This is a genomic window from Luteibacter sp., assembly GCF_009912395.1.
Classification (GTDB): domain Bacteria; phylum Pseudomonadota; class Gammaproteobacteria; order Xanthomonadales; family Rhodanobacteraceae; genus Luteibacter.
Genome location: NZ_WNDO01000002.1, coordinates 216550 through 236886, shown reverse-complemented (window position 1 = coordinate 236886; position 20337 = coordinate 216550). Strand labels below are relative to the sequence as shown.

General features: G+C 65.7%; 26 protein-coding genes. All 26 read left to right on the top strand.

All coding sequences use genetic code 11. From position 1 onward, the window contains the following. Nucleotides 1-74 precede the first annotated feature (74 nt). The 26 genes from GAK28_RS03565 to GAK28_RS03440 all read left to right on the top strand — a co-directional run bounded on the left by GAK28_RS03565 (nt 75) and on the right by GAK28_RS03440 (nt 20337). A complete protein-coding gene (locus GAK28_RS03565) occupies nt 75-398 on the top strand; it encodes a hypothetical protein (RefSeq protein ID WP_291775179.1) in 324 nt (107 codons plus the stop codon). Further along, on the top strand, nt 395-1111 hold the full coding sequence (locus tag GAK28_RS03560) for a transglycosylase SLT domain-containing protein (protein ID WP_291775178.1): 717 nt from the start codon (nt 395-397) through the stop codon (nt 1109-1111). The genes GAK28_RS03565 and GAK28_RS03560 overlap by 4 nt, the downstream gene beginning before the upstream one ends. Further along, nucleotides 1108-1545 carry a hypothetical protein gene (locus GAK28_RS03555; RefSeq protein WP_291775176.1) on the top strand — a complete coding sequence of 146 codons (438 nt, stop codon included), beginning with the start codon at nt 1108-1110 and terminating at the stop codon, nt 1543-1545. Before GAK28_RS03560 ends, GAK28_RS03555 begins: the two co-directional genes overlap by 4 nt. Before the next feature lie 159 nt (nt 1546-1704). Beyond that, nucleotides 1705-2004 carry a hypothetical protein gene (locus tag GAK28_RS03550; protein ID WP_291775175.1) on the top strand — a complete coding sequence of 100 codons (300 nt, stop codon included), beginning with the start codon at nt 1705-1707 and terminating at the stop codon, nt 2002-2004. Further along, nucleotides 2001-2240 (top strand): TraR/DksA C4-type zinc finger protein, encoded by a 240-nt coding sequence (locus GAK28_RS03545; RefSeq protein ID WP_291775173.1) that lies wholly within the window; start codon nt 2001-2003, stop codon nt 2238-2240. Before GAK28_RS03550 ends, GAK28_RS03545 begins: the two co-directional genes overlap by 4 nt. Next, nucleotides 2237-2539, top strand: a complete 303-nt coding sequence (locus GAK28_RS03540) for a DUF2730 family protein (RefSeq protein WP_291775171.1) — start codon at nt 2237-2239, stop codon at nt 2537-2539. The genes GAK28_RS03545 and GAK28_RS03540 overlap by 4 nt, the downstream gene beginning before the upstream one ends. After that, nucleotides 2539-2844, top strand: a complete 306-nt coding sequence (locus GAK28_RS03535; protein ID WP_291775169.1) for an ArsR family transcriptional regulator — start codon at nt 2539-2541, stop codon at nt 2842-2844. Before GAK28_RS03540 ends, GAK28_RS03535 begins: the two co-directional genes overlap by 1 nt. Before the next feature lie 3 nt (nt 2845-2847). Beyond that, complete coding sequence (locus tag GAK28_RS03530; protein ID WP_291775166.1) at nt 2848-3402, top strand: phage protein Gp27 family protein; 555 nt, start codon at nt 2848-2850, stop codon at nt 3400-3402. Further along, nucleotides 3399-4997 carry a hypothetical protein gene (locus tag GAK28_RS03525; RefSeq protein WP_291775164.1) on the top strand — a complete coding sequence of 533 codons (1599 nt, stop codon included), beginning with the start codon at nt 3399-3401 and terminating at the stop codon, nt 4995-4997. The genes GAK28_RS03530 and GAK28_RS03525 overlap by 4 nt, the downstream gene beginning before the upstream one ends. Beyond that, nucleotides 4991-6577, top strand: coding sequence for a DUF935 domain-containing protein (locus GAK28_RS03520; protein ID WP_291775163.1), 1587 nt, complete (start codon nt 4991-4993; stop codon nt 6575-6577). Before GAK28_RS03525 ends, GAK28_RS03520 begins: the two co-directional genes overlap by 7 nt. Further along, nucleotides 6577-6747 (top strand): hypothetical protein, encoded by a 171-nt coding sequence (locus GAK28_RS03515; protein WP_291775161.1) that lies wholly within the window; start codon nt 6577-6579, stop codon nt 6745-6747. Before GAK28_RS03520 ends, GAK28_RS03515 begins: the two co-directional genes overlap by 1 nt. Continuing rightward, entirely contained in the window at nt 6740-7972 is a 1233-nt protein-coding gene (locus GAK28_RS03510; RefSeq protein WP_291775159.1) for a phage minor head protein, read from the top strand. The genes GAK28_RS03515 and GAK28_RS03510 overlap by 8 nt, the downstream gene beginning before the upstream one ends. Further along, on the top strand, nt 7972-8562 hold the full coding sequence (locus GAK28_RS03505; RefSeq protein ID WP_291775157.1) for a phage virion morphogenesis protein: 591 nt from the start codon (nt 7972-7974) through the stop codon (nt 8560-8562). The genes GAK28_RS03510 and GAK28_RS03505 overlap by 1 nt, the downstream gene beginning before the upstream one ends. A gap of 246 nt (nt 8563-8808) precedes the next feature. After that, nucleotides 8809-9957, top strand: a complete 1149-nt coding sequence (locus GAK28_RS03500) for a phage protease (RefSeq protein WP_291775155.1) — start codon at nt 8809-8811, stop codon at nt 9955-9957. Between the two features lie 31 nt (nt 9958-9988). Continuing rightward, entirely contained in the window at nt 9989-10390 is a 402-nt protein-coding gene (locus GAK28_RS03495; protein WP_291775154.1) for a hypothetical protein, read from the top strand. A gap of 53 nt (nt 10391-10443) precedes the next feature. Next, nucleotides 10444-11343, top strand: coding sequence for a Mu-like prophage major head subunit gpT family protein (locus GAK28_RS03490; protein ID WP_291775152.1), 900 nt, complete (start codon nt 10444-10446; stop codon nt 11341-11343). Between the two features lie 70 nt (nt 11344-11413). Next, nucleotides 11414-11911, top strand: coding sequence for a hypothetical protein (locus GAK28_RS03485; RefSeq protein ID WP_291775150.1), 498 nt, complete (start codon nt 11414-11416; stop codon nt 11909-11911). A gap of 23 nt (nt 11912-11934) precedes the next feature. Continuing rightward, on the top strand, nt 11935-12441 hold the full coding sequence (locus GAK28_RS03480; RefSeq protein WP_291775149.1) for a DUF1320 domain-containing protein: 507 nt from the start codon (nt 11935-11937) through the stop codon (nt 12439-12441). Then, nucleotides 12438-12917: a hypothetical protein gene (locus GAK28_RS03475; RefSeq protein ID WP_291775148.1), complete on the top strand. Its 480-nt coding sequence runs from the start codon at nt 12438-12440 to the stop codon at nt 12915-12917. The genes GAK28_RS03480 and GAK28_RS03475 overlap by 4 nt, the downstream gene beginning before the upstream one ends. A 7-nt stretch (nt 12918-12924) precedes the next feature. Further along, the gene (locus GAK28_RS03470) at nt 12925-13113 is read left to right on the top strand and encodes a hypothetical protein (RefSeq protein WP_291775146.1); all 189 of its coding nucleotides are present in this window, start codon (nt 12925-12927) and stop codon (nt 13111-13113) included. Then, nucleotides 13110-13868 carry a hypothetical protein gene (locus GAK28_RS03465; RefSeq protein WP_291775144.1) on the top strand — a complete coding sequence of 253 codons (759 nt, stop codon included), beginning with the start codon at nt 13110-13112 and terminating at the stop codon, nt 13866-13868. Before GAK28_RS03470 ends, GAK28_RS03465 begins: the two co-directional genes overlap by 4 nt. Nucleotides 13869-14074: 206 nt before the next feature. Then, on the top strand, nt 14075-14605 hold the full coding sequence (locus tag GAK28_RS03460; RefSeq protein ID WP_291775142.1) for a DUF6631 family protein: 531 nt from the start codon (nt 14075-14077) through the stop codon (nt 14603-14605). 2 nt (nt 14606-14607) lie between these two features. Beyond that, nucleotides 14608-14754, top strand: a complete 147-nt coding sequence (locus GAK28_RS03455) for a hypothetical protein (RefSeq protein ID WP_291775140.1) — start codon at nt 14608-14610, stop codon at nt 14752-14754. A gap of 24 nt (nt 14755-14778) precedes the next feature. Next, nucleotides 14779-18564, top strand: a complete 3786-nt coding sequence (locus GAK28_RS03450; protein ID WP_291775138.1) for a phage tail length tape measure family protein — start codon at nt 14779-14781, stop codon at nt 18562-18564. A 4-nt stretch (nt 18565-18568) separates the two neighbouring features. Beyond that, nucleotides 18569-19429 (top strand): hypothetical protein, encoded by an 861-nt coding sequence (locus GAK28_RS03445; RefSeq protein ID WP_291775136.1) that lies wholly within the window; start codon nt 18569-18571, stop codon nt 19427-19429. Further along, a complete protein-coding gene (locus GAK28_RS03440; RefSeq protein WP_291775134.1) occupies nt 19429-20337 on the top strand; it encodes a hypothetical protein in 909 nt (302 codons plus the stop codon). Before GAK28_RS03445 ends, GAK28_RS03440 begins: the two co-directional genes overlap by 1 nt.

Here is a 20337-nt window from a genome sequence, read left to right as displayed (position 1 = left end):
GCTCTCACACGAGCTCACCGGCTCAGCCACCCGTCGTTGCATCGGCGGGTCCTTTTCATGCCAAGGGGCATTCCATGCAACTGAACACTCGTTTGCTCGACCTTTATCGGCGCGTGGCCGAGCGCATCAACGAAGCGGGCCTGATGGCCTTGTGGGCGCTGCTGTCGCTGCTGCTACTCGTGATCATTGCGTGCTTCCTCAACCCGGCCAAGTTCGGATCCTACCTGTGGATCGTCAGTAAGCTGTCGTTGGCGGCCGTGCTGGGCTTTGGCTTCGATCGCGCCGCGTCGCCCAAGGACGCGCCGGCCGGCCTGGATGGCATCGAGCGTTCCATGGCGCAGACCCGCCGCGCGACGCTGATGGCGGCCGCGATCATCGCCGCCGGTTTGATGCCGTGATCTACGGCCTCGTGCTAGCGCTCGGCGGCGTCCTATGGATGCAGCGGGTCAGCCATCTAGACCAGCTCGGCTACCGTCGTGCGCTGTGGCCGGGCGCCTTGCTGTGTGCGATCGGGTTGGTCGTGCTCAGCGTGGCGCCGGTCCACGCCACGCAGGCGCCCGCCATCCCCGATGCCAGCGCGATGTATCGACGGTGGGTCGAACAGGCGGTGGCCGAAGAATGGGGTGTGGAAGGCTCCACCGCCCGCCTGGCCGCGCAGATCCATCAAGAATCCAGCTGGAACGCCAAGGCGCACTCGTCCGTCGGTGCCGAGGGCCTCGCGCAGTTCATGCCGTCTACCTCGCGATGGATCGCCACGCAGTTTCCCGACAAGCTCGGCACGTTCGATCCGTGGGACGCGCAGCAAGCGGCGTTGGCCGCCGCCGTGTATGACGCGTGGCTGGTGAATCGCAATCCCGGGCACGGCGAATGCGACACCTGGTCATTCGCCTTGTCGGCGTACAACGGCGGCGAGAAGCAACTGCGTAAAGAGCAGGCCGTCGCGCGCGCGAAGGGTCTTCGGCCGGATGTATGGCCCGGCCAGGTGGCGACGATGCGCACGCGATCGATGGCGGCATGGACGGAGAATCGTGGTTACGTGCGGCGTATCCTGGGCGTGCTGGAACCAGCCTATCTGGCCGCCGGCTGGTCTGGCCGGAAGGCCTGCCCATGATGACCGGAGGACGCAATATCGCCATCGCCATCGGGGCTGCGATCGCCTTGGTGTTGATGGGGTTCTTTGTCGGCGAGCTGCGCGCCACGCATCACGCGCAAGCGCGTATCGAAGCGTCGGTCAAAGCCGAAGCCGACGCCACCAGCGACCGCGACGCGGCGCGTGCCACGCTCACGGAGCTGCGTCGTCGCCTGGATCGCCAGGCCGACGAGTTGGACGCGGCCCAGCGTGCCGCTACCGAAGCGTTGGCCCATCGCGACGCCGCGACGGCTCGTGCGCAAGCCGCCGAACGCGCAGCACAAACCCTGCTGAGGAATCGCGCCCATGCATCACCGGAGTGTGCCGAACTGGCTCGCTTGCCTGTGTGTCCTGTCGTCTCTGACAGCTTGTGGGGTCGCCCGACCGGTGACCCCGCGACCGGAGGCGATCGTTGAAGTGCCTAAACCCGTGTATGTCGCCGTCGATCGGCGTCTCACCGATCCGCTGCCCGAACCCGAGCCGCCGGACGCGCGATGTCAGCGCGACGGTGAGCCGGCCGTCTGTGCGCTGGACGGCCTGCTGCAAATCGATCAATGGAAAGGGGTGCTAAGGCAATGCAATCTGGATCGAAGCACCGTCGCTCGGGTGACGCGTGGAGCCGCGTCAGCGTCCACGCCAACGACGACACCGTGGTGGTCGTCTTTCGCCGGCTCGATGGGCTTATCAAGCAATGGCGCACGCGCGGCCTCGAGCAGCGCGACCTCTCCCGGCAAGTAGCCGGGCGTGCCGCGATCCAGGCCGAGACGCACGCGCGTGTGCTCAACGCCCTCGCCGATGAAGTTCGCCGCGTTCTTGTCGACTGCGGCTTGGAAGCGGGCGTACCCGCCAAACCCCCACGGAGCAACGCCCGGTGAGTGATGATGTCGACCGTGGCCAGGAGGCCGAAGCCCGCGATCGCGACCTAGCGCTCCAGCATGCTCAGTGGCGTATCGCTCAGGAAGCCGCGAAGGACGCGCCCTCAGCCACGGGTCTATGCATCGATTGCGGTGCGGTCATCGAGGCTGCCCGCCTGCGTGTGCTGGGTGGGCGGACCTCGCGCTGCGCCAGTTGCGCGCACGACGCCGAACGCGCGCAGCGGAGGTGGCTGTGAACGAGCCACTGGCGATCGCCGCCTTGACGCTGCTGGTGGTGATCCTGTTCGCCGTCGTCGTGGTGGGTCTGCGGGTGAACCGTCGGCCGGAAGTGCATGTGGATACCCACGATGTCGAGCGGCGTCTGACGCGCCTTGAAGCGCGGGTAGACAACCTGCCCACGCATGGCGACCTGCGCCGCGTGCACGAAAGCATCAGCGAGCTGGCGGAGAACACCGCCGAGCTGACCGGCCAGACGGCCACCGTGACCCAACTGCTACGCACCATTCAAGAGCATTTGCTCGATAAGGACCGCTGATGAAAACCTTCGCCGACAAGATCCGCGAGGACCGCCGCCTGGTCATGCTCCGCCTTCTGGCCGAGCAGCCGGGCTATCGCATGAACAGCTCGGTGTTGCATGCCGGCCTGCATCACCTGGCCGTGCACGCGACCCGCGACGACGTCGCCACCGACCTGTGCTGGCTCAAGGAGCAAGGGCTGGTCGTGCTGGACGACGTGCCCGAAGCCCCGGGCCTGCGTATCGCCGCGCTCACAGGGCGCGGTAGCGATGTCGTGGGCGGCCTATCCACCGTCCCCGGCGTCTCGCGACCGACGGCGCGTTGAGCCATGGCGCGCCCGTCCTCTATCAAGCGGCTACCCGCCGAGCAGCGCGCCTTCCTCGAGCGTCTGTTACGCGAGGATCGCCATACCCTGGATGAAATCATCGTCCAGGTGCGCGCGACGTTTCCTGACTCCGCGCTGCCCAGCCGTAGCGCCGTCGGTCGCTACTCCCAGCAGTTCACCGAGCTGGCCGGACGCATGCGCGACATCCAGGCGGCAGGCACCGCCCTGGTGGCCGAGCTGGGCGAGGATCCCAACGATCGCGCGGGCCAGCTGTTGGTGCAGGCGGTAACCACGCTGGCGGCGGATGCGGCGTTGAAAGCGACCAATGCCGAGAACCCGCTGTCGATCAAGGACATCACGCAGCTCGCTCGCGGCGCGCGCTCGGTGATGGAGGCCCGCAAGATGAGTCTGGCCGAACGTCAGGAGATTGCCCGCATCGCCCGCGAGCAGCTGCAGGCCGAGCAGGCTGAGGCGTTGAAGGCGGTGGCTCATACCAATGGCATCTCGTCCGATACCGTGTCGCTGATTCGCAAGCAGATCCTGGGCATTCCCACGTGAACCCGTCAGGCACGCTCACCGGCGCACTGCGCCAGGCGCTTCCCAATACCGCCGCCGCTGACGTGCCGGCGGCGTTTCTGCCGTATCAGCAGGCTTGGGTGGCCGACACGGCCGATTTGAAAGTGGCAGAGAAGAGCCGGCGCACCGGCCTGACCTGGGCCGAAGCCGGCGACAACGTGCTGATCGCCGGCGCGGACCGGGCCGCCGGTGGGATGAACGTCTACTACATCGGCTACAACATGGATATGGCCATCGAGTACATCGAAGCCTGCGCCATGTGGGCCCGCATCTTCGGCCAGGTCAGCGAGGCGATCGAAGAAGGTCAAGAGCTGTTCGCCGATGGCAAAGACGAGAAAGCGATCAAGACCTACACCATCCGTTTCGCTTCGGGATTTCGTATCGTCGCCCTGTCCAGCCGCCCGGCCAACCTGCGCGGTAAGCAGGGTGTCGTCGTCATTGACGAAGCGGCCTTCCATGGCGCGCTCGATGAGTTGCTTAAGGCCGCCATCGCGTTGCTCATGTGGGGCGGCAAGGTCCGCATCATTTCCACCCACGACGGCGTGGACAATCCGTTCAACCAGTTGATTGAGGATATTCGCTCGGGGAAACGATCAGGAAGCATCCACCGGATCACCTTCGAGGATGCATGCACCCAGGGGCTCTACCGGCGCGTCTGCTTGCGCTCGGGTTTGGCCTGGTCGCCTGAAACTGAGGCGGCGTGGAAAGCGACGATTCGTAAGACCTACGCCGACGCGGCCGAGGAAGAGCTGGACGTCGTGCCCTCGCAAGGTTCCGGCGCGTGGCTGACCGGCACGTTGATCGAAGCGCGCATGTTCGATGCGCCGGTGCTGCGTTATGCGTGCCCGCCCGGCTTCGAGCGCGAACCCGATGCGCTGCGCTATGCGGTCATCCAACAGTGGTTGGAGGAAGAGGTTGCGTCGCTACTTGCCGTGCTGGACCCGGCGCTGCAAAGCGTCTTGGGCCAGGACTTTGGCCGCACGGGTGACCTCACCGTGATCACGCCGGGGCAGATCGAACAGAACCTGCGCCGACGCGTGCCCTTCATGTTGGAGCTGCGCAACATGCCGCACCGGCAGCAAGAGCAAATCCTGTTCTTCCTGTGCGATCGCTTGCCGAACTTCGTCAAGGCCGCCGTGGATGCGCGTGGTAACGGTAACGCCGTGGCCAAGTTCCTCGCGCAGAAGTACGGCTACGACCGCGTCGAGTTGATCATGGCCAGCGAGAGCTGGTATCGCGAGCACATGCCGCCGCTGAAGGCGGCTTTCCAGGACGACATGATCGCGCTGCCCCGCGACGTGTACGTCGCCTCGGATCTTCGGATGTTGAAGTTGATCGGCGGTGTCGCACGGTTGCCTCAGCAACGTGCGGACGACAAGGATGGCGCCAAGCGCCACGGCGATGCGGCCATCTCCATCGCGCTGATGCACTACGCCAGCCGTCATCCGGGCGCGCCGATCGCGTTCGATTCCCTGCCGCGCCATCCTCGCGGCTTCGACAATGTCACCGCCTACCGTCTGAGCGATCGCGCGGATGAGCAGGACGACCTGGCCCTACCGGAACATAAAGCATGGTGACGCCAACCATCCTCGGCCCCAACGGCGAGCCGATCGCCAAGGCGGACCTCGCCCAGCCGCAAACCAGCCGTACCGGTCAGTTGCGCAACGAATGGCAAGGCCACCCCAGCCGAGGCCTTACGCCCTCGCGTTTGGCCGGCATTCTCGAAATGGCCGAGCAGGGCAACCTGGTCGGGCAGGCCGAGTTGTTCGAAGACATGGAGGAAAAAGACGGCCACCTGGCCAGCGAGATGTTGAAGCGCCGAGGCGCGATCAAGCAGCTGGAGTGGGACATCGTGCCGCCGCCCAATCCGAGCGCGGCCGAGAAGGCGGCCGCTAAGACGCTCAAGGAACTGATCGCGGAGATTCCTGATATCGAAGAGCTGATCTTCGACGTCACCGACGCGATCGGTAAGGGGTACGCATGTCTGGAAATCGAATGGGCCCAGGTTGGCGCCACCTGGATTCCGGCGTCGGTCACCCACCGCCCACAAAGCTGGTTCATGATCCATCGTGGCTATCGCGAGGAACTGCGTCTTCGCGATGGCACGCCCGAGGGCGAGCCGCTGCAACCCTTCGGCTGGATCACCCACACGCATCGGGCGAAGTCCGGCTACCTGGCGCGCTCGTCCATGTATCGGGTGTTGGCCTGGCCGTACCTGTTCAAGAACTACTCCGTGGCCGACCTGGCCGAGTTCTTGGAGATTTACGGCATCCCCATCCGCATCGGCAAGTACCCGCCCGGTTCCAGTCAGCAGGACAAGCTGACCTTGCTGCGCGCGCTGGCCGAAGTAGGGCACAACGCCGCCGGCATCATTCCCAACGGCATGGAACTGGATTTCAAGGACGCCGCCACGGGCGATCCGGACGCCTTCAAGGCTATGATCGACTGGTGCGAACGCACGCAATCGAAGGTCATCCTGGGCGGTACGCTAACCAGCCAGGCCGATGGCAAAAGCAGCACCAACGCGCTGGGTAAGGTCCACAACGAGGTTCGCAAGGATCTGCGTGATGGCGATGCGCGCCAGGTGGCCGCCACCATATGGCACGACCTGATCTATCCCATCGCTGTGCTTAACGGGCTGGCCACCGACCTGCGTCGTTGCCCCCGCTTCAAGTTCATCACCGAAGAGCCGGACGATCTGGCAGCGATGGCCGAATCGTTGCCGACCCTGGTCGGCATGGGCTTTCGTGTGTCGCGTCAATGGGCGCAGGAGCGCGTCGGCATACCCGAGCCGGAGGCGGACGAAACCGATCTTCTGGTCGCCCCGCCTAAGGCGGTCACGCCGCCCTCGCCGATCACCGACCTCGTGCACGCGCAGGCATCAGCATCTTCCGTTCGCCCGACCGGTCCGCAGGATCCGCCGGCGCGCATGGTCAATCAGCTAGCCACGGCGGTCTCGCCCGCGCTGGACGGCTGGCTCGAGCAGATCCGCGCGGCGGCGGCGGCCGCGACGTCGTTGGCCGAGCTGCGCGACCAGCTCATGGCCCTGGTGCCGGACATGACGCTGGAGGATTACACACAGGCCATGCGCGAAGGCCTGGCGGCGGCCGCGCTGGCCGGGCGCTATGAGATCCTGCGCGAAGCGGGGAGCGTGTAGTGCTGCTCCAGGCCGACCTGTCCGCCGATGAGTTGACCGCCGTGGAGGTCATCGAGGTCACCGCCCATGATCTCATCGTGTCGTTCGGCGCGCAGCTGGAGGTCACGCTGACCTTCGACCAGCTCCAGGCCCTGTACCTGGCCGTCGCGCCGTGGAGCGGGCGTGGCTGACGGTTCGGTCGCCTACGGCTCGCTCCCGTTCAAGGAGCAGATCGCGTTCTTCCGCGCCAAGAAGAACGTGCTCACCGATCGATGGACGGACGTGTGGGAAGAGGCCCATGACCAGTCGTTCATGGTGGCCGGCGCCAACCGGATCGACCTGCTGGCCGATATGCGCGCGGCGGTCGACAAGGCGATCGCGCAGGGGACGACGCTGGCCGAGTTCCGCAAGGACTTCGACACCATCGTCGCACGCTACGGCTGGGACTACACCGGCGGTCGGAACTGGCGATCGCGGGTCATCTACGAGACCAACCTGCGCACCTCCTACGCGGCCGGCCGGTGGTCGCAGCTGCAGGCCCTGGTCAAGGTGCGTCCGTTCTGGCGGTACGTGCACAGCGACAGCGTGCAGCACCCACGCCCGATGCACCTGGCGTGGAATGGTTTGGTGCTCCCGGCGAACCACCCGTGGTGGATGCGGCACTTCCCGCCCAACGGCTGGGGTTGCCAATGCACGATCCAGGCGTTGAACCTGCGTGACTTAAAGCGCCTGGGCAAGGAGGGGCCCGATCAACCGCCGCCGGACGATATGCAGCCAACCGTGGTGGGTCAGCGAGGCCCGGCACCGATGATCGTGGACACTCCGGCTGGTGTAGATCCCGGTTTCGGCTATGCGCCCGGACGCGCCGCCTTCGACTCCCAGGTACAAAACCTAGCCAGCAAAGCACAGGCGCTGCCCACGCAGGCGGCCGCGCAGGCCTTGGCCGAGCCACTGGCCTTGCCGCGTGCGCAGGCGTCGCTCGATCGCGGCTTGCAGCGCCTGGTCGATGACGTCGTTACGGGTCGCTCCCCGGACCAACCCTCACGCACGATCGGCGCCTTGACCCCAGACCTGGTCCGCGCGCTGGCCAGCCACGAGATCCGGCCGGCCGTGGCCACGCTGGAGGCCACGGCCGAACGCCTGGGTCACGCATTGGCGAGCGCCGCGCCGGCACAGGTCAGCAAGCTGGTCCAGGCCTCGGCGATCCTGCGCGATCCGCAGGCCGTGTTGCTCGCCGGCGCAGACGCCCGGCTGCTCTACGTGGGCGGCGCGCAGGCCGACGGGAGCCCGCTGACCGTCAACATGGCCGTCGATGGCGGCATCGTTCTCGATAACGTGACCGACGCCGACCTGACCTCGCTACGTGAGGCCATGGCGGCCGGGCGGCTTATCCTCCTGAAGGGAACCCTCAACTGATGGCCGGTGCCCATTTCACCCTGGACCTCCAGGCACAGCAGGCAATCGATGCCCTGGCCTCGCTCGCCCGCCAGCTGGCCCCCGAGGGTCAGACGCTGCTGCTCCAGGACATTGGCGAGTACCTCATGCGCGCCACACCAGCGCGAGCGGCTCGCCAGGTGTCGCCCGACGGCATCCCCTGGGCGCCCTTGAAGCCACGGTATGCGAAGGCCAAGGCGAAAGTGCGGCCGGGCGTAGCGATGCTGCGCTTCGACAACCACATGCTCGGCGATCAGTTGAGCAGCCAGGTCGAGGGCGACACGCTCTATCACGGCACGAATGCGCCCTACGGCGCTCTCCAGCAGTTCGGTGGCGACGTCACCCACGCGGCTCGCCCGACCTCGCTCTACTTCCACCACAAGGACGGCGAGGTGTCGCCGCAGTTCGTCAACCGGCGTAAGGCCAATTTCGTCCAGGCGGCGACCGTGCCCGAGCATACCGTGACGATCCCCGCACGCCCCTGGCTGGGCGTGGACGCCGAAGACGAGGCGGAGATCGTCCAGCTCACCCTCGACCACCTCACCCAGGACTTCCCGAACGCCTCCACCTAAAACGCGCCGTAAGGCGCGTGGAGACCCCCGGGGGGCGGCAAGGGTCCGGACAACCACCCCCTCGACGTTTTTAAACGGGGTTTAAAGGGTGTCAAACGGGTGCCACGCCCCTTGCTGCCACCGTAAGGACAGGCGTAGGGTAAAAATGCGCTGGGATCACCGGCGTCGAGGCGGCATCGAATCGACGTGATATGGGGCGAAGGGCTTCGTTCCTGGTCGCCATCGGGCGATCGCCACCATGGCGCCATGCCTCGCCTTCGCTCCCAACCCCGCATTGCCGCCCTGGCCGCCTGCTCGGCCGGCCGCGTCCCCCGCGTTGCGATCGCTGCGTGGGTATCCAAGGTCGATGCGCAAGCCGGTGATGGCCCTCGCCGCATCCAGCTCACCCCGGGTGGCCCCTTCAAGCCCTCCGATGGGCGTACCGACTTGCCCGCCTCCGGCCAGTGGGTCATCGACGGCACCATCGCGCAGCGTGTCATCGCCCGCTTCGCCGCGCGGAAGAACCCCGCGGTGCTCGACTACGAGCATCAGACCCTAAACAAGGAAGAAAACGGTCAGCCGGCGCCGGCCGCTGGCTGGATCAAATCCCTGGAATGGGTGGACGGCCAGGGCCTCTACGGCGTGGCCGACATGACGGCACGGGCCCAGCAGCTCATCGACGGCCTCGAGTACCAGTACGTCAGCCCGGTGTTCACCTATGACCCGGTGTCGGGCGAGGTGCTCGACATCCGGATGGCTGCCATCACCAACGACCCGGCGATTCACGGCATGGAGCCGCTGGCTCGCCAGGCCGCCGCCACTTTCGGACTTACCACTGAGGACGACCTCATGAATCCGCTTCTCAAAGCCCTCCTGGCCGCCCTCGGCCTGCCCGAATCCACGCCCGAGGTGGATGCCCTCGCGGCCCTCACCGCCCGCCTGAAGGCGGCCGTGCCGGCCGACCTGGAGAAGGCGCGCGCCGCGCTGGGCATCGGCGCCACCGACGATCTGGTCGCCGCCTGCAGCTCACTCAAACAGCGCGCCGACTCGGCCCACACCCCGGACCCGAGCAAGTTCGTCTCTGTGGCCGTGGTGGAGGATCTGAAGAACACCGTCGCGGCGCTGACCGCCCGCCAGGTCGACAAGGACGTCGACGAACTGGTCAAGGCCGGTCTGGCCGATGGTCGTCTGCTGCCGGCCCAGGAAGGTTGGGCCCGCGACCTGGGCAAGTCCAATTTGGCCTCGCTTAGCGCGTACCTGGAAAAGGCCGTACCCATCGCTGCGCTGACCCGCACGCAGACGCGCGGCGACCAGCGCGTGACGCAAAACGAACACGGCCTCACCGCCGACGAACTGGCGGTGTGCACGGCCTTGGGGACCGATCCCAAGGACTTCATCGCGGCCCGTCCGGCCTGACGCGCTTCCATCCCTTGACCAGGACTGTTCTATGACCGCCGCCACCGAAGGTCGCAACACCAAACGCCGCAACGCCGAGAGCGTGGGGCATCCCGTCAACGCCGGTAACACCGTGTTTGCCGGCACGCTGGTCGCCCTGCTCACCGCTGGCGGCAATGCGGTGCCCGCCGGCACCGCCGCGTCCGGCGATGCCGTCGGTGTCGCTGAGTCGACCGTCCTGGGTGACGGCGTGCAGATCGTAGAAGCACGGCGCGGCTGCTTTCTGTTCGCCAACAGCCTGGCCGGTGACCAGATCGCCCGCGCCGACATCCATGGCACCGCATATGTGGTCGATGACCAGACCGTCGCCAAGACCGACAACACGGGCGTCCGAAAGGTCGCCGGCAAGATCATCGACGTGGACGCCACGGGCGTCTGGGTCCTGGTCGGTTAAACCCACCCACCTCGCTCACGCGATGGCGTAGTCCATCGCTATAGGACCCCGACATGTTCATCAATGCTACCAACCTGCGTACGCTCTACACCGCGTTCAACGCAGCGTTTCGCGGCGGTCTCGGCATGGCCGAGTCGCAATACGCTCAGATCGCCACGACGGTGTCGTCCAGTACCGGCTCGGAAGAGTATGCATGGTTGGGTAACTTCCCCGGCATGCGCGAATGGATCGGTGATCGCGTCATCAACGGCGTGAAGGAGCACGGCTACACCATTAAGAACAAGCCGTATGAGCTGACCATCGGTGTCCCGCGCACCGCCATCGAAGATGACCAGTACGGCGTCTTCCAGCCGATGTTCCAGGAAATGGGCCGTTCCGTGAATGCTCAGCCGGACGAGATGTGCTTCGGCCTGCTCAAGAACGGCAACACGTCGCTGTGCTACGACGGCCAGTACTTCTTCGACACCGATCACCCGGTCATCGGCCCCGATGGCATGGCGCAGTCCCAATCCAACTGGGATGACAATGGTGGCGCGGGCTCTGCGTGGTATCTGCTCGACACCAGTCGTGCGCTCAAGCCGATCATCTTCCAGAACCGCAAGGACCCGCAGTTCGTTGCCAAGACCAACGAGAACGACGACAACGTCTTCTTCCGTAGCGAATACGTCTACGGCGTGGATGCGCGTCGCAACGTGGGGTATGGCTTCTGGCAGATGGCCTACGGAAGCCGCAAGCCGCTGACCGAAGAAAACCTCATCGCGGCCTATACGGCCATGGCCGAGCGTAAGGGAGATAACGGTCGGACGCTGGCGATCCGGCCGACGCTGTTGGTGGTTCGTCCGGGACTGAAGTTTGCGGCCGCGAAGCTGGTCAATGCGACCACGCTGGCCAACGGCGCGGAGAACGTCTTGAAGGGCATGGTCCAGGTCCTGGACTCGCCCTGGATCGTCTAACCCGGCCGCTGCCCAACCGGCGATGCCGCTGTACGCAGCCTCGTCGGCCTTTCACCCGTCAGGAATGACCATGTCCACCCTTATCCTTTACCGATCGCGCGGCAAGTCGCTTCGCCGCGCGGGGATCGAGTTCACTCGTCACGGGGTGACACTGGATCTATCGACCTTGACGACCGAGCAACAGCGCGCCATCGAAGACGATCCCGGTCTGATCGGTGTGCCAGTAGCGCTCGCCGACCGACAGAACGAAGGTGAACTCACGGTCGGCGATCGGTCGGCAGCTCCCTACGGGACTCTGGAGGATCATCGTATCGACGCAGCCACCGGGACCACTCAACCGGCCGGCGATGCGAGCGGTGTGGTTTCCGGTGATCCCTCGTCGCTCAAGACGAGCGGCGACGATCGGGTAGATGGCGCTATCGACGACCAAAGCAGCACCGGCCAGGACGAGCAGCACCCGGATGCGCCGCCCGCGACCGCCACGGATGCTCCCGTTCTCACGCGCGCGCAGCGGCGTGCTGCCGCCCGCGCGGCGCGGGACGCATCGACCACCGAGCGTGCCCAGTAATGTCGATGGATACTGCCTTGTACGTGACGCCCGCCCAGTTGGCCGAGAAGCCTGGCGCGCGCGAATTAGCGCAGGTCGCCACGCGCACCCGGGATGCCATCGTGCCCGACGCGCTGATGGACGCGACCTTGCGTGGCTCCGATCGCTCGGCATGGACGGTCGCGCAGCTAGCCACGGCTGACGAGGCCCTTGCACGCATCATGGAAGCGATCCAGGGGGCGCAAGGCATCATCGACGGCTTTCTGGCCCGTACGCGCCCGTTGCCGCTACCGAAGGTGCCCAGCGTCGTCACCGTGTGGGCGCGGGCCATCACGCGCTATCAGTTGCACGGCGATCGCAGCGCGTCGGAAACCGACGATCCGATCGTGCGCGACTACAAGGACGCGCTCAAATTCCTGCAGCTGACGGCTGATGGCAAGTTTAGCCTGGGCTTGGACGATCCGGTCCTGACCGATCCGCAGCTGCTCGACGTGCGTTTCAAAGACGATGAACGGGTGTTCGATCGCGCTCAGATGCGACATTTCCGATGAGCACCGCACCGTTCGATGTCAACGTCGTGGTGGAGCGACTTCGGGAAAGCGAGCTGCAGGACGTCGGCCCCGACAGCCGCTTGCGTGAGATTGGCATGGCGGCCGACTACGCGGCCGTGAAGAACCTCCGTGATTTCGTGACACCCAGCGCGTTTGTGTTGCTTGCCCGCGAGCAGTTCGATCCGCAACCACCCTCGTTTGGACTACCAGGACAACAGGTCACCAGTGTCCAGTCCGGCACGGTCACGATTGGCGTGGTCATCGCCGCGCGCAATTACCGCGAACAGGGCGGCGCGCAGCTCAGTGGGGAGTTCGAGTTACTTCTGGGCAGCGTGCGCGCCCGCCTGCTGGGTTGGGTACCTCCCATTGCCGGTGCCCGGCCGCTGCAACTTCGCCAAGGCGAGTTGTTGCAGTACGACAACGCCACCGCGCTTTGGTGCGACGTGTGGTCCACCACCATTCACCTCTCCGCTTGAGGACGTCATGAAAGTCAAATTGAAAGCTCCCCACACCCACAACGGCGTCGCCTACGTCGCCGGCGACGAGATCGAGGTCAACGCGTCGCAGGCGGCGTGGCTGGCCGAGATGCAGGTCATCGATCCGGTACTTGACGGCGCCGGCGGCAAGTCGGCGGCGCCGAAGATGCCCGCCATCACGGAGAATCTGGCATGAGCACTTACTACTCGCTCCAGGGCAGGGTCATGCTGGCCGACCGTCTGCTCACCGGCCGTCCCGGCGCGCTGGCGTGGGCAGGCGATGCGCCCGACCTGACCCTGAAGTTCTCGCAGGACAAGGACGAAATCAGTGAGAACTACACGGGCAATCGCGGCACGGCGTCGAGCATGCGCAAGGCGCTCAAGGCGACCTTCGAGCTGAGCCTGCGCTACTTCGACGCCAAGACGCTGGCCCTGGCGCTCGCCGGTACCGTGATCGATGTGCCGGCCGGCACGGTGACGGCCGAGAAGCTGCCCCCCGCGCTCGCCGGCGATACCTTCATGCTCGACCATCGTGATCTGAGCACGCTCGCGTTGACCGACAGCACCGACGCGCAGCCCAAGCCGCTGGTCCTGAACCAGGACTATGTGATCGACTCGCCGGAAGCCAGCCTGGTCAAGATCCTGAAGGTGGATGGCTTCAAGCAGCCGTTCCTGGGCAACTACGCGTACGGCGCAAGCACCAACGTGGCGGCCTTCACGATCCCGTCCATCGAGAAATACGGCGTATTCGACGGCATCAACACGATCGACAACTCGCGGATGCGTGCGCAGATGTACCGCATGCAGTTCGATCCGGTCAGCGACATCGGCCTTATCCAAGACAGCCACGGCCTGCTGAAGCTCTCCGGCTCCCTGCTGCTGGACGTGGTCAACGCCAGCAAGGCCGAGTACGGCGGCTATTGGCGGGCGGAGCTACCCAAGGTCGCGTGAGTCCATGTCGCGCGCGCCGCGTCCACGCCATATCGCGGACCGTCATTCGGCCCGCGATGTGCTTTTCCTGGCCCCGGCGACATGTTGCATCCCGATGACGCCGGCCTATCCCGCGCCGCGATCTATTCGTCGCGAGACCGTCCAACACCTTCTCGCCTTTCGTCTTCGCTGGCATCACCCATGCCCGCCCCAAGGAGTCTCGCACCATGGCCCGTAAAGTCGATCCCAGTGACATCGCCGCCGCTGTCGCGTCTGCCGCACCCGAAGCGGCCGTGGGCCAGGACGATCTGAGCGTCCTCCATCCCGACATCACCCTGCCCATCGCCGGGGAGTCGATCACGGTTCGTGAATACGGTTTCATCGAAGGCATGCGCCTGCGCCCGGTGGTCGCGCCACTGATCGCCGACTTGTGCACCTTGATCGTCACCAAGCCGCTGGCCGAAGACGTCTACGACGTGCTGGGTACCCATGTGGACCTGATGCGCCAAGCGATCGCAGTCAGTGTGGATCGCGATCCGGCGTGGGTGGCGGCGCTGAACGACCGTGACGGCGACGACCTGGTCCAAGCCTGGTGGACAGTGTGCGGCCCTTTTTTTCTTCGGCAAGTCGTTCGGCGGTGGCAGGAACGCAGCGCACGGGACGCGATGCCCAGCGCTGGGCCGACGTCTACGACGCTCTCATCGACGCAGGGTACGGACCCGTCGAGCGACTCGGTCGCTACACCGAGCACCAACTGATTTTGTTCTATGAGCGCGCGCAGGTGCGTCGCGCTCGCCAGCGCGCGGACCTGGTGGAGACCGCCACGATGGCCTTCGCCGGATCGCAAAGCAAGGAAGGCTTCGAGGCCATGACCCGCTTCGTCAACACGCTTCGCCGCCTTCGTTAATCCACCCTTTCGCCGGAATGCCCTGTGACCGATCGCACGCTCGACATCGCGCTACGCATTAAGGCCGACCTGGCCTCGGCGGCGGCCGGGGTGGAGAAGTTGCAGGGTTCGCTAAGTGGTACCGCCCAGCAGGCGGACACCACGGGCACCGCCGTCGGCCGCGCTGGCCAGCGCATGGATGCGTTGCTGGTCAGCGTTAGCCAAATGGTCCAGGTGCTGCAAAGCATGGATCAGCGATTGGCCGCCACCGCGAGTCACTCGGGCGAAGCGGCCGCAGCCACCGAGCAGGTCGCCAGGGCGAGCCAGGACGCGGCGCAAAGCGTTCAGCAGCTCGCTACCGCCGAGACCGCCGTGGCCGCTCAGGCCGAGGGCGTGGTGGCGACTACCCGCGAGCAGGCGGCCGCCGAACAGGCCGCCGCCTCCGCGTCGAAGACTGCCGCCTCGTCAGCGCAGGCCCTCGGCCAGGCCGAGAGTCAGGTCGCATCACAGCGCCGTGATGCGGCCGCCGCCGCGCGCGAGAAGGCCTCCGGCGAACAGGGTGCGGCGGCCTCGGCCAAGGCGACGTCAGCGGCGCTCCAGGCACAGGGTGAAAGCGAAGCGCAGGCGGCGGTACGTATTCGTGACATGGTGGCCGCGAGCGTCGCGCAGCAACGCGCGCTCGATGACGCCGTGGCTGCGTCAACGCGTGCGGCATCGGCCTCTCAGACCAGCGAGCAGGCCACGCAGCGCGATGCTGCCGCGCGGGCCGCTTCGGCCGCGCAGTATCAGCGGCAGCGCGATGCAGTGGTCGAGTTCATGGCCGAAGCCAGTCGGGCGCAGGCGATTTTGGAAACCCAGGCCGCTTCGCTGGCCGATGTAGCCAGCCGCCAGGCAACGCTCGATACCGCGCTTGAGCGTGGCGCGATCACCGAAGACGAATACGCCCAGGGCACGGTCTCTCTTGTCCAGCAGCAACAGCGCCTGCGCGCCGAAATGGATCAGTTGCTCGCGCGGTATGCGCCGGCGCAAACCGCGTTGGAGCGGCTCAATGCTGATCAGGGAAAACTCGAAGCCGCGCAGCGCAGCGGGGCCATCAGCGCCGACCAGTTCGCCAAGGCCATGGTGGGCATCCAGGACAAGCGCGACGCCCTGGAAGGGCCGGCGGAGTCTGCGCACAAGCTGTCGCTCAACTCGTCCATGGCGCGTCGTGAGATGGGCTTGCTCGCCAAGGACATCGCGACCGGCCAGTGGGGTCGATTCGAACAATCCGCGTTGACCTTGGCCAACGCGACAGGCTTGATCGGCGCCGCGTTCACGCCGATGGGCGCTGGCATCGCGCTGGGCGTGGCGGCCGTGGGCATGTTGGTCGCGGCCGTCGTCAAGGGGTACACCGAAGAGCACGAACTCAATCGCGCGATCGAGGCGACGGGAAACTACGCCAGTACGTCCTCGGCCAACCTGCAATCGCTCATCGGCACCTTGGGCGCGACCAGCGGCTCATTCTCGACCGCACGTTCGGCCGTCACCCAGCTGGCCGCCTCCGGACGCGTCGGCGCCGATAGCCTGGGCGATGCGGCGCGTGCGGCTGTTGCCATGGCGCAGTTGACCGATCAAAGCATCGATCAGGCCGTGCAGCATATCGTCCGCTTACAGGAGGACCCGGTGCGCGCGATTCAGGAGCTGGATAAGCAGTACCACTTCCTGCAAACGACCACGTATCAGCAGATCGCTGTGCTCCAACGGCAAGGTCAGGAAAGCGAAGCGGCCGCGTTGGCACAGCGTACCCTGGCCAATGCACTTGAACAGCGCCGGCAACGCGACGTGGAGAACCTGGGCACGATCGAGCGTGCATGGCGCTCGGTATCCACAGCGGTACAGGACTATTGGGAGAAGCTTAAAAATCTAGGCCGTACCGACAACGCGGCACAGCTGTCGTACTACGAAGGCAAGCGCAACGAAATCCAGTCCGATGACGTCCATCCCAACGGATACCAGTACGTCGATGGCAAGGCCTTCAAGGGCCAACAGGCGGCCATCGCTTACATCGACCAGCAGGTCGGGTCGCTCAAGAACCTGCAAGCCGCCTCCGATAACGCGGCGGCGGCCGAACGCGTGCGCAACCGGGTTCAGTCCGAAGGCAATGAAGGCGCCGCCTACATCGATGCCTTGGTTGGCAGTCTGGATAAGGCCGTGGAGCGGCAAAACGCGCTCAACAAGGCCGCCACCGCGCTTTACAACACGCACCTGGCGGGCGGCAAGCTGCCCGACGGGGTGAACTTCAACGGTCCAGTGGCCGATGAGCCGCAAGGCCCCGGCTGGGACCGCATCCGTACCGAGATCAACAAACGCTACGCCGACCCGAAGGTCAAGGACACCTCCAACGCCCTGGCCGAGGCGCAAAAGCAGCTGCAAGAACAGATTCTCGGCTTGGGCAATACGGCGCTGGGTCCGGTCACTGCGATTTGGGACAAGTACACCAAGGCGATGATCGATGCCAGCGCGGCCGGCGGCAAAGCGATCAAGGCCGGTGGTGACATCGCGCAGGTCCAGGAGCAGGTGTCTAAGATTCAGGAACTGGCGGCCACGGCGCGCGACAAGGCGTTGGCGGACCAGCAGCAGAAAGTGCAGATCGGTCTTATGCAGGCCACCGGTGATCAGGCCGGTGCAGCGAAGCTGCAATTCCAGGCGCAATACGGTGACCTGCTGGCCGACCTGGAGCGTCGTAGCGATACCGCTGGCGTCGCCCTGGTCAAGAAGCTCATCAACGTCAGCGAGGCGCAGTCGCAGCTGCAGGCGTTGCAGCAGCAGGTGCAGGCCATCCTGGCCGACCAGTCGCGTCAGGAACAGAACATCCAGGCGGAGCAGGCTGCCGGACTCATCAGCGAATACACCGCGCGGCAGCGGATTCTCGATCTGCACCTGGCTACCGGTAATGCGCTCGACGGCCTGATTCCGAAGTATCGCGAGCTGACCGACGTCAGCGGCAATCCGCGCGACGTCGAAGCGCTGCGCAACGTCGAAGCCGAAGTGGCCCGGCTGAAGCTGCAGACCAATGACGCGAAGGCCGCCTTCGATAGCGGTCTGACCTCGGGCCTGGAGCAGTCGTTGGAAGGCTTGGCCAACCGAACGATGACGGTGGGTCAGGCGTTCCGCAATCTGGCCACGACGGTCACGGCGAGCCTTGCTCAGGTCGCCGCGCGCGCGATCGCGACACAGGCGATCAACGGCCTGAAGTCGCTCGCCGGTGGCGGCGATCAGACCAACGACGTCGGTCAGGGTGCGGCCAAGCTCGCCGTCGCCGGTGGGGCGGTCGGTGCGGCGGCCGTGGCGATCGGCGTGAACGCTGCGGCGTTGCAGGCGGCGGCCACTACCTTACTGATCGCCAACACGGCCAAGAGCGCCTCTCTCTTTGCGGAAGGCGGTTTCACCGGGCCAGGCGGCAAGTACGACGTCGCCGGCGTGGTGCATGCCGGCGAGTACGTGCAGCCGGCCTTCCGGTTGGCCCAGCCCGGAGCGTTGGCCTTCATGCGTGACTTCCACACCCAGGGTATGGATGCGATCGATCGCTGGGCCATGCGGGGCTATGCCAACGGCGGCCTGGTGAGCGGTCTGTCCGGCGTGCCGGCCCCGTCGCGTTTGCCCTCGCCGTCGCTGCCTCGCTTCAATGCCCCGGCCCTGGCCGGCGGCGTGCCGCAGATCTCGTTCCGCGCAGTCAACCAGGTCGATCCCGCGCTGTTCGGCGACTACCTGGACAGTGCGGACGGCGAGGCTGTGTTCTTGAACCTCATTTCGCGCAACGGCGCGACCATCAAACAGCGAATCGGAGGTTAAGCCGGTGGCATTCAAGGTAGGGTTTGTCGACAACACCGGCAGCGAGGGCATCGCGCACTGGCAGATGCTGCTCGAGATCAAGGCCCTCGCGGAGGCCAATGGCTGGGAGACGCTGCGCTATCGCAACCCCGGTCCGTATACCGATAACACCGTGATGCGCGAGCTGATCCTGCGCGGCTCTGGCCTGTCGGGCGATCAGCAGATCTACTGCGGCTTTCGGACGTACCAGAACGTCAATGCCGACTATTACAACCTCACCTGCGCGGCATTCACCGGTTACGTCGCCGGCAACGCGTTCGATGCGCAGCCCGGCTACAACGAGATGGGCGTGCCGGCGCATAACCGCCGCATCGATTACTGGCTGGTCGCCAACGCTCAGCGCGTCACGTTCGGCCTAAAGGTCGGCACACCGGTGTACGTGCCCGGCTACGGCGGCTACTTCTTCCCACAGGCACGGCCTGACCAGTACCCATACCCGATCTGCGTGGGCGGTCTGTTCAAGGGGCCGCAGCCGATCCGCTTCAGCGATCCCTCGCTATCGATGCCCTACAAGGGCACGCGCCCGGGGTTTGCGATCCGCTTTGTCGACGGCAGCTGGCGGAATGTGGACTGCTGGCCGTGGAACAACCTGTATCTCACGACCACCAACCAGATCCGCGACAACAACGGCACGTACGTGCCGCTTGCGGTGAGCCTCAATGACGCCGGTCCCAACATCTACGGCACGCTGGACGGCATCCACGCCATCAGCGGCTACGACAACGCCACCGAGAACACCACCGTGATCAACGGCGACACCTACGTCGTCCTGCAGGACGGCACGCGCAACGGTTTCAATGACTACATGCTCCTGAGGCTCGCCTGATGCCGTACACCACGGGCATTGTCAACGACATGGCGAGCATCCGCTCGGCGATCGTCAACACGCTCACCGCCAAGGGCTGGACGCTGACCGGCGCGACCCTCAGCAAGGGCGCGTGCAACGCCCTGCTGGCCGTCGAGGGGGCGGCGCTGACCCTGCGCCTGGGTCGCAGCGTCGATCCAGATAAGGGGAAGTTGCTGAACCCTAGCCCGAACAAGGCCTACATCCGCGAGATCGGCAACGTCGGCCTGGTCTGGCCGGTGACCTATGAGCTGTTCTATTTCGATGATCCGATCGAGGTGTACGCCGTCATCAACTACGCCGTGGACTGCTACCTGTGGCTGGCCTTCGGCGTCGCCACCTCCACGGGCACCCGAGGCGGTGCATGGGCCGGTGGTAACACCGGCGCGGTCGGTGACAACCCGGCGCCTGGTCCGCCCCGGGGCACGACCATCGGCGTCCGCGATGCCGGGGCGGATTTTTCCAACGACGGCAGCACGGGCACGTGGTTCACCCCGGCCGGTTTGTTCTGGCAGAACTACGCCAACGAACAGGACTGGCGCCGGCCGTCGTTCATCGATGTGGGCGACGCCTGGGTCGCGCCCAACGCGGTCAACCCGATCGACACGTTGATCACTCGCCAGCCGAACGTATGGAACGGTGAGACCGTGCCGATCCCAATCCAGCCGTATCGTCAGTTGCCCGAAACCAAGGTGGCGATGGTGGCGGATCTGAAAAACGCCCGGTACATGCGCATCACGAACTACACGCCGGGCCAGATCATCACCCTGGGTCCGGACCGCTGGAAGGTGTTCCCGTTCTTCCGCAAGAACGCCAGCTCGGCCGACCAGTCCAACAGTGCACAGGACACCGGCACCTTCGGCTGGATGATTCGGTACGACGGTCCGTAA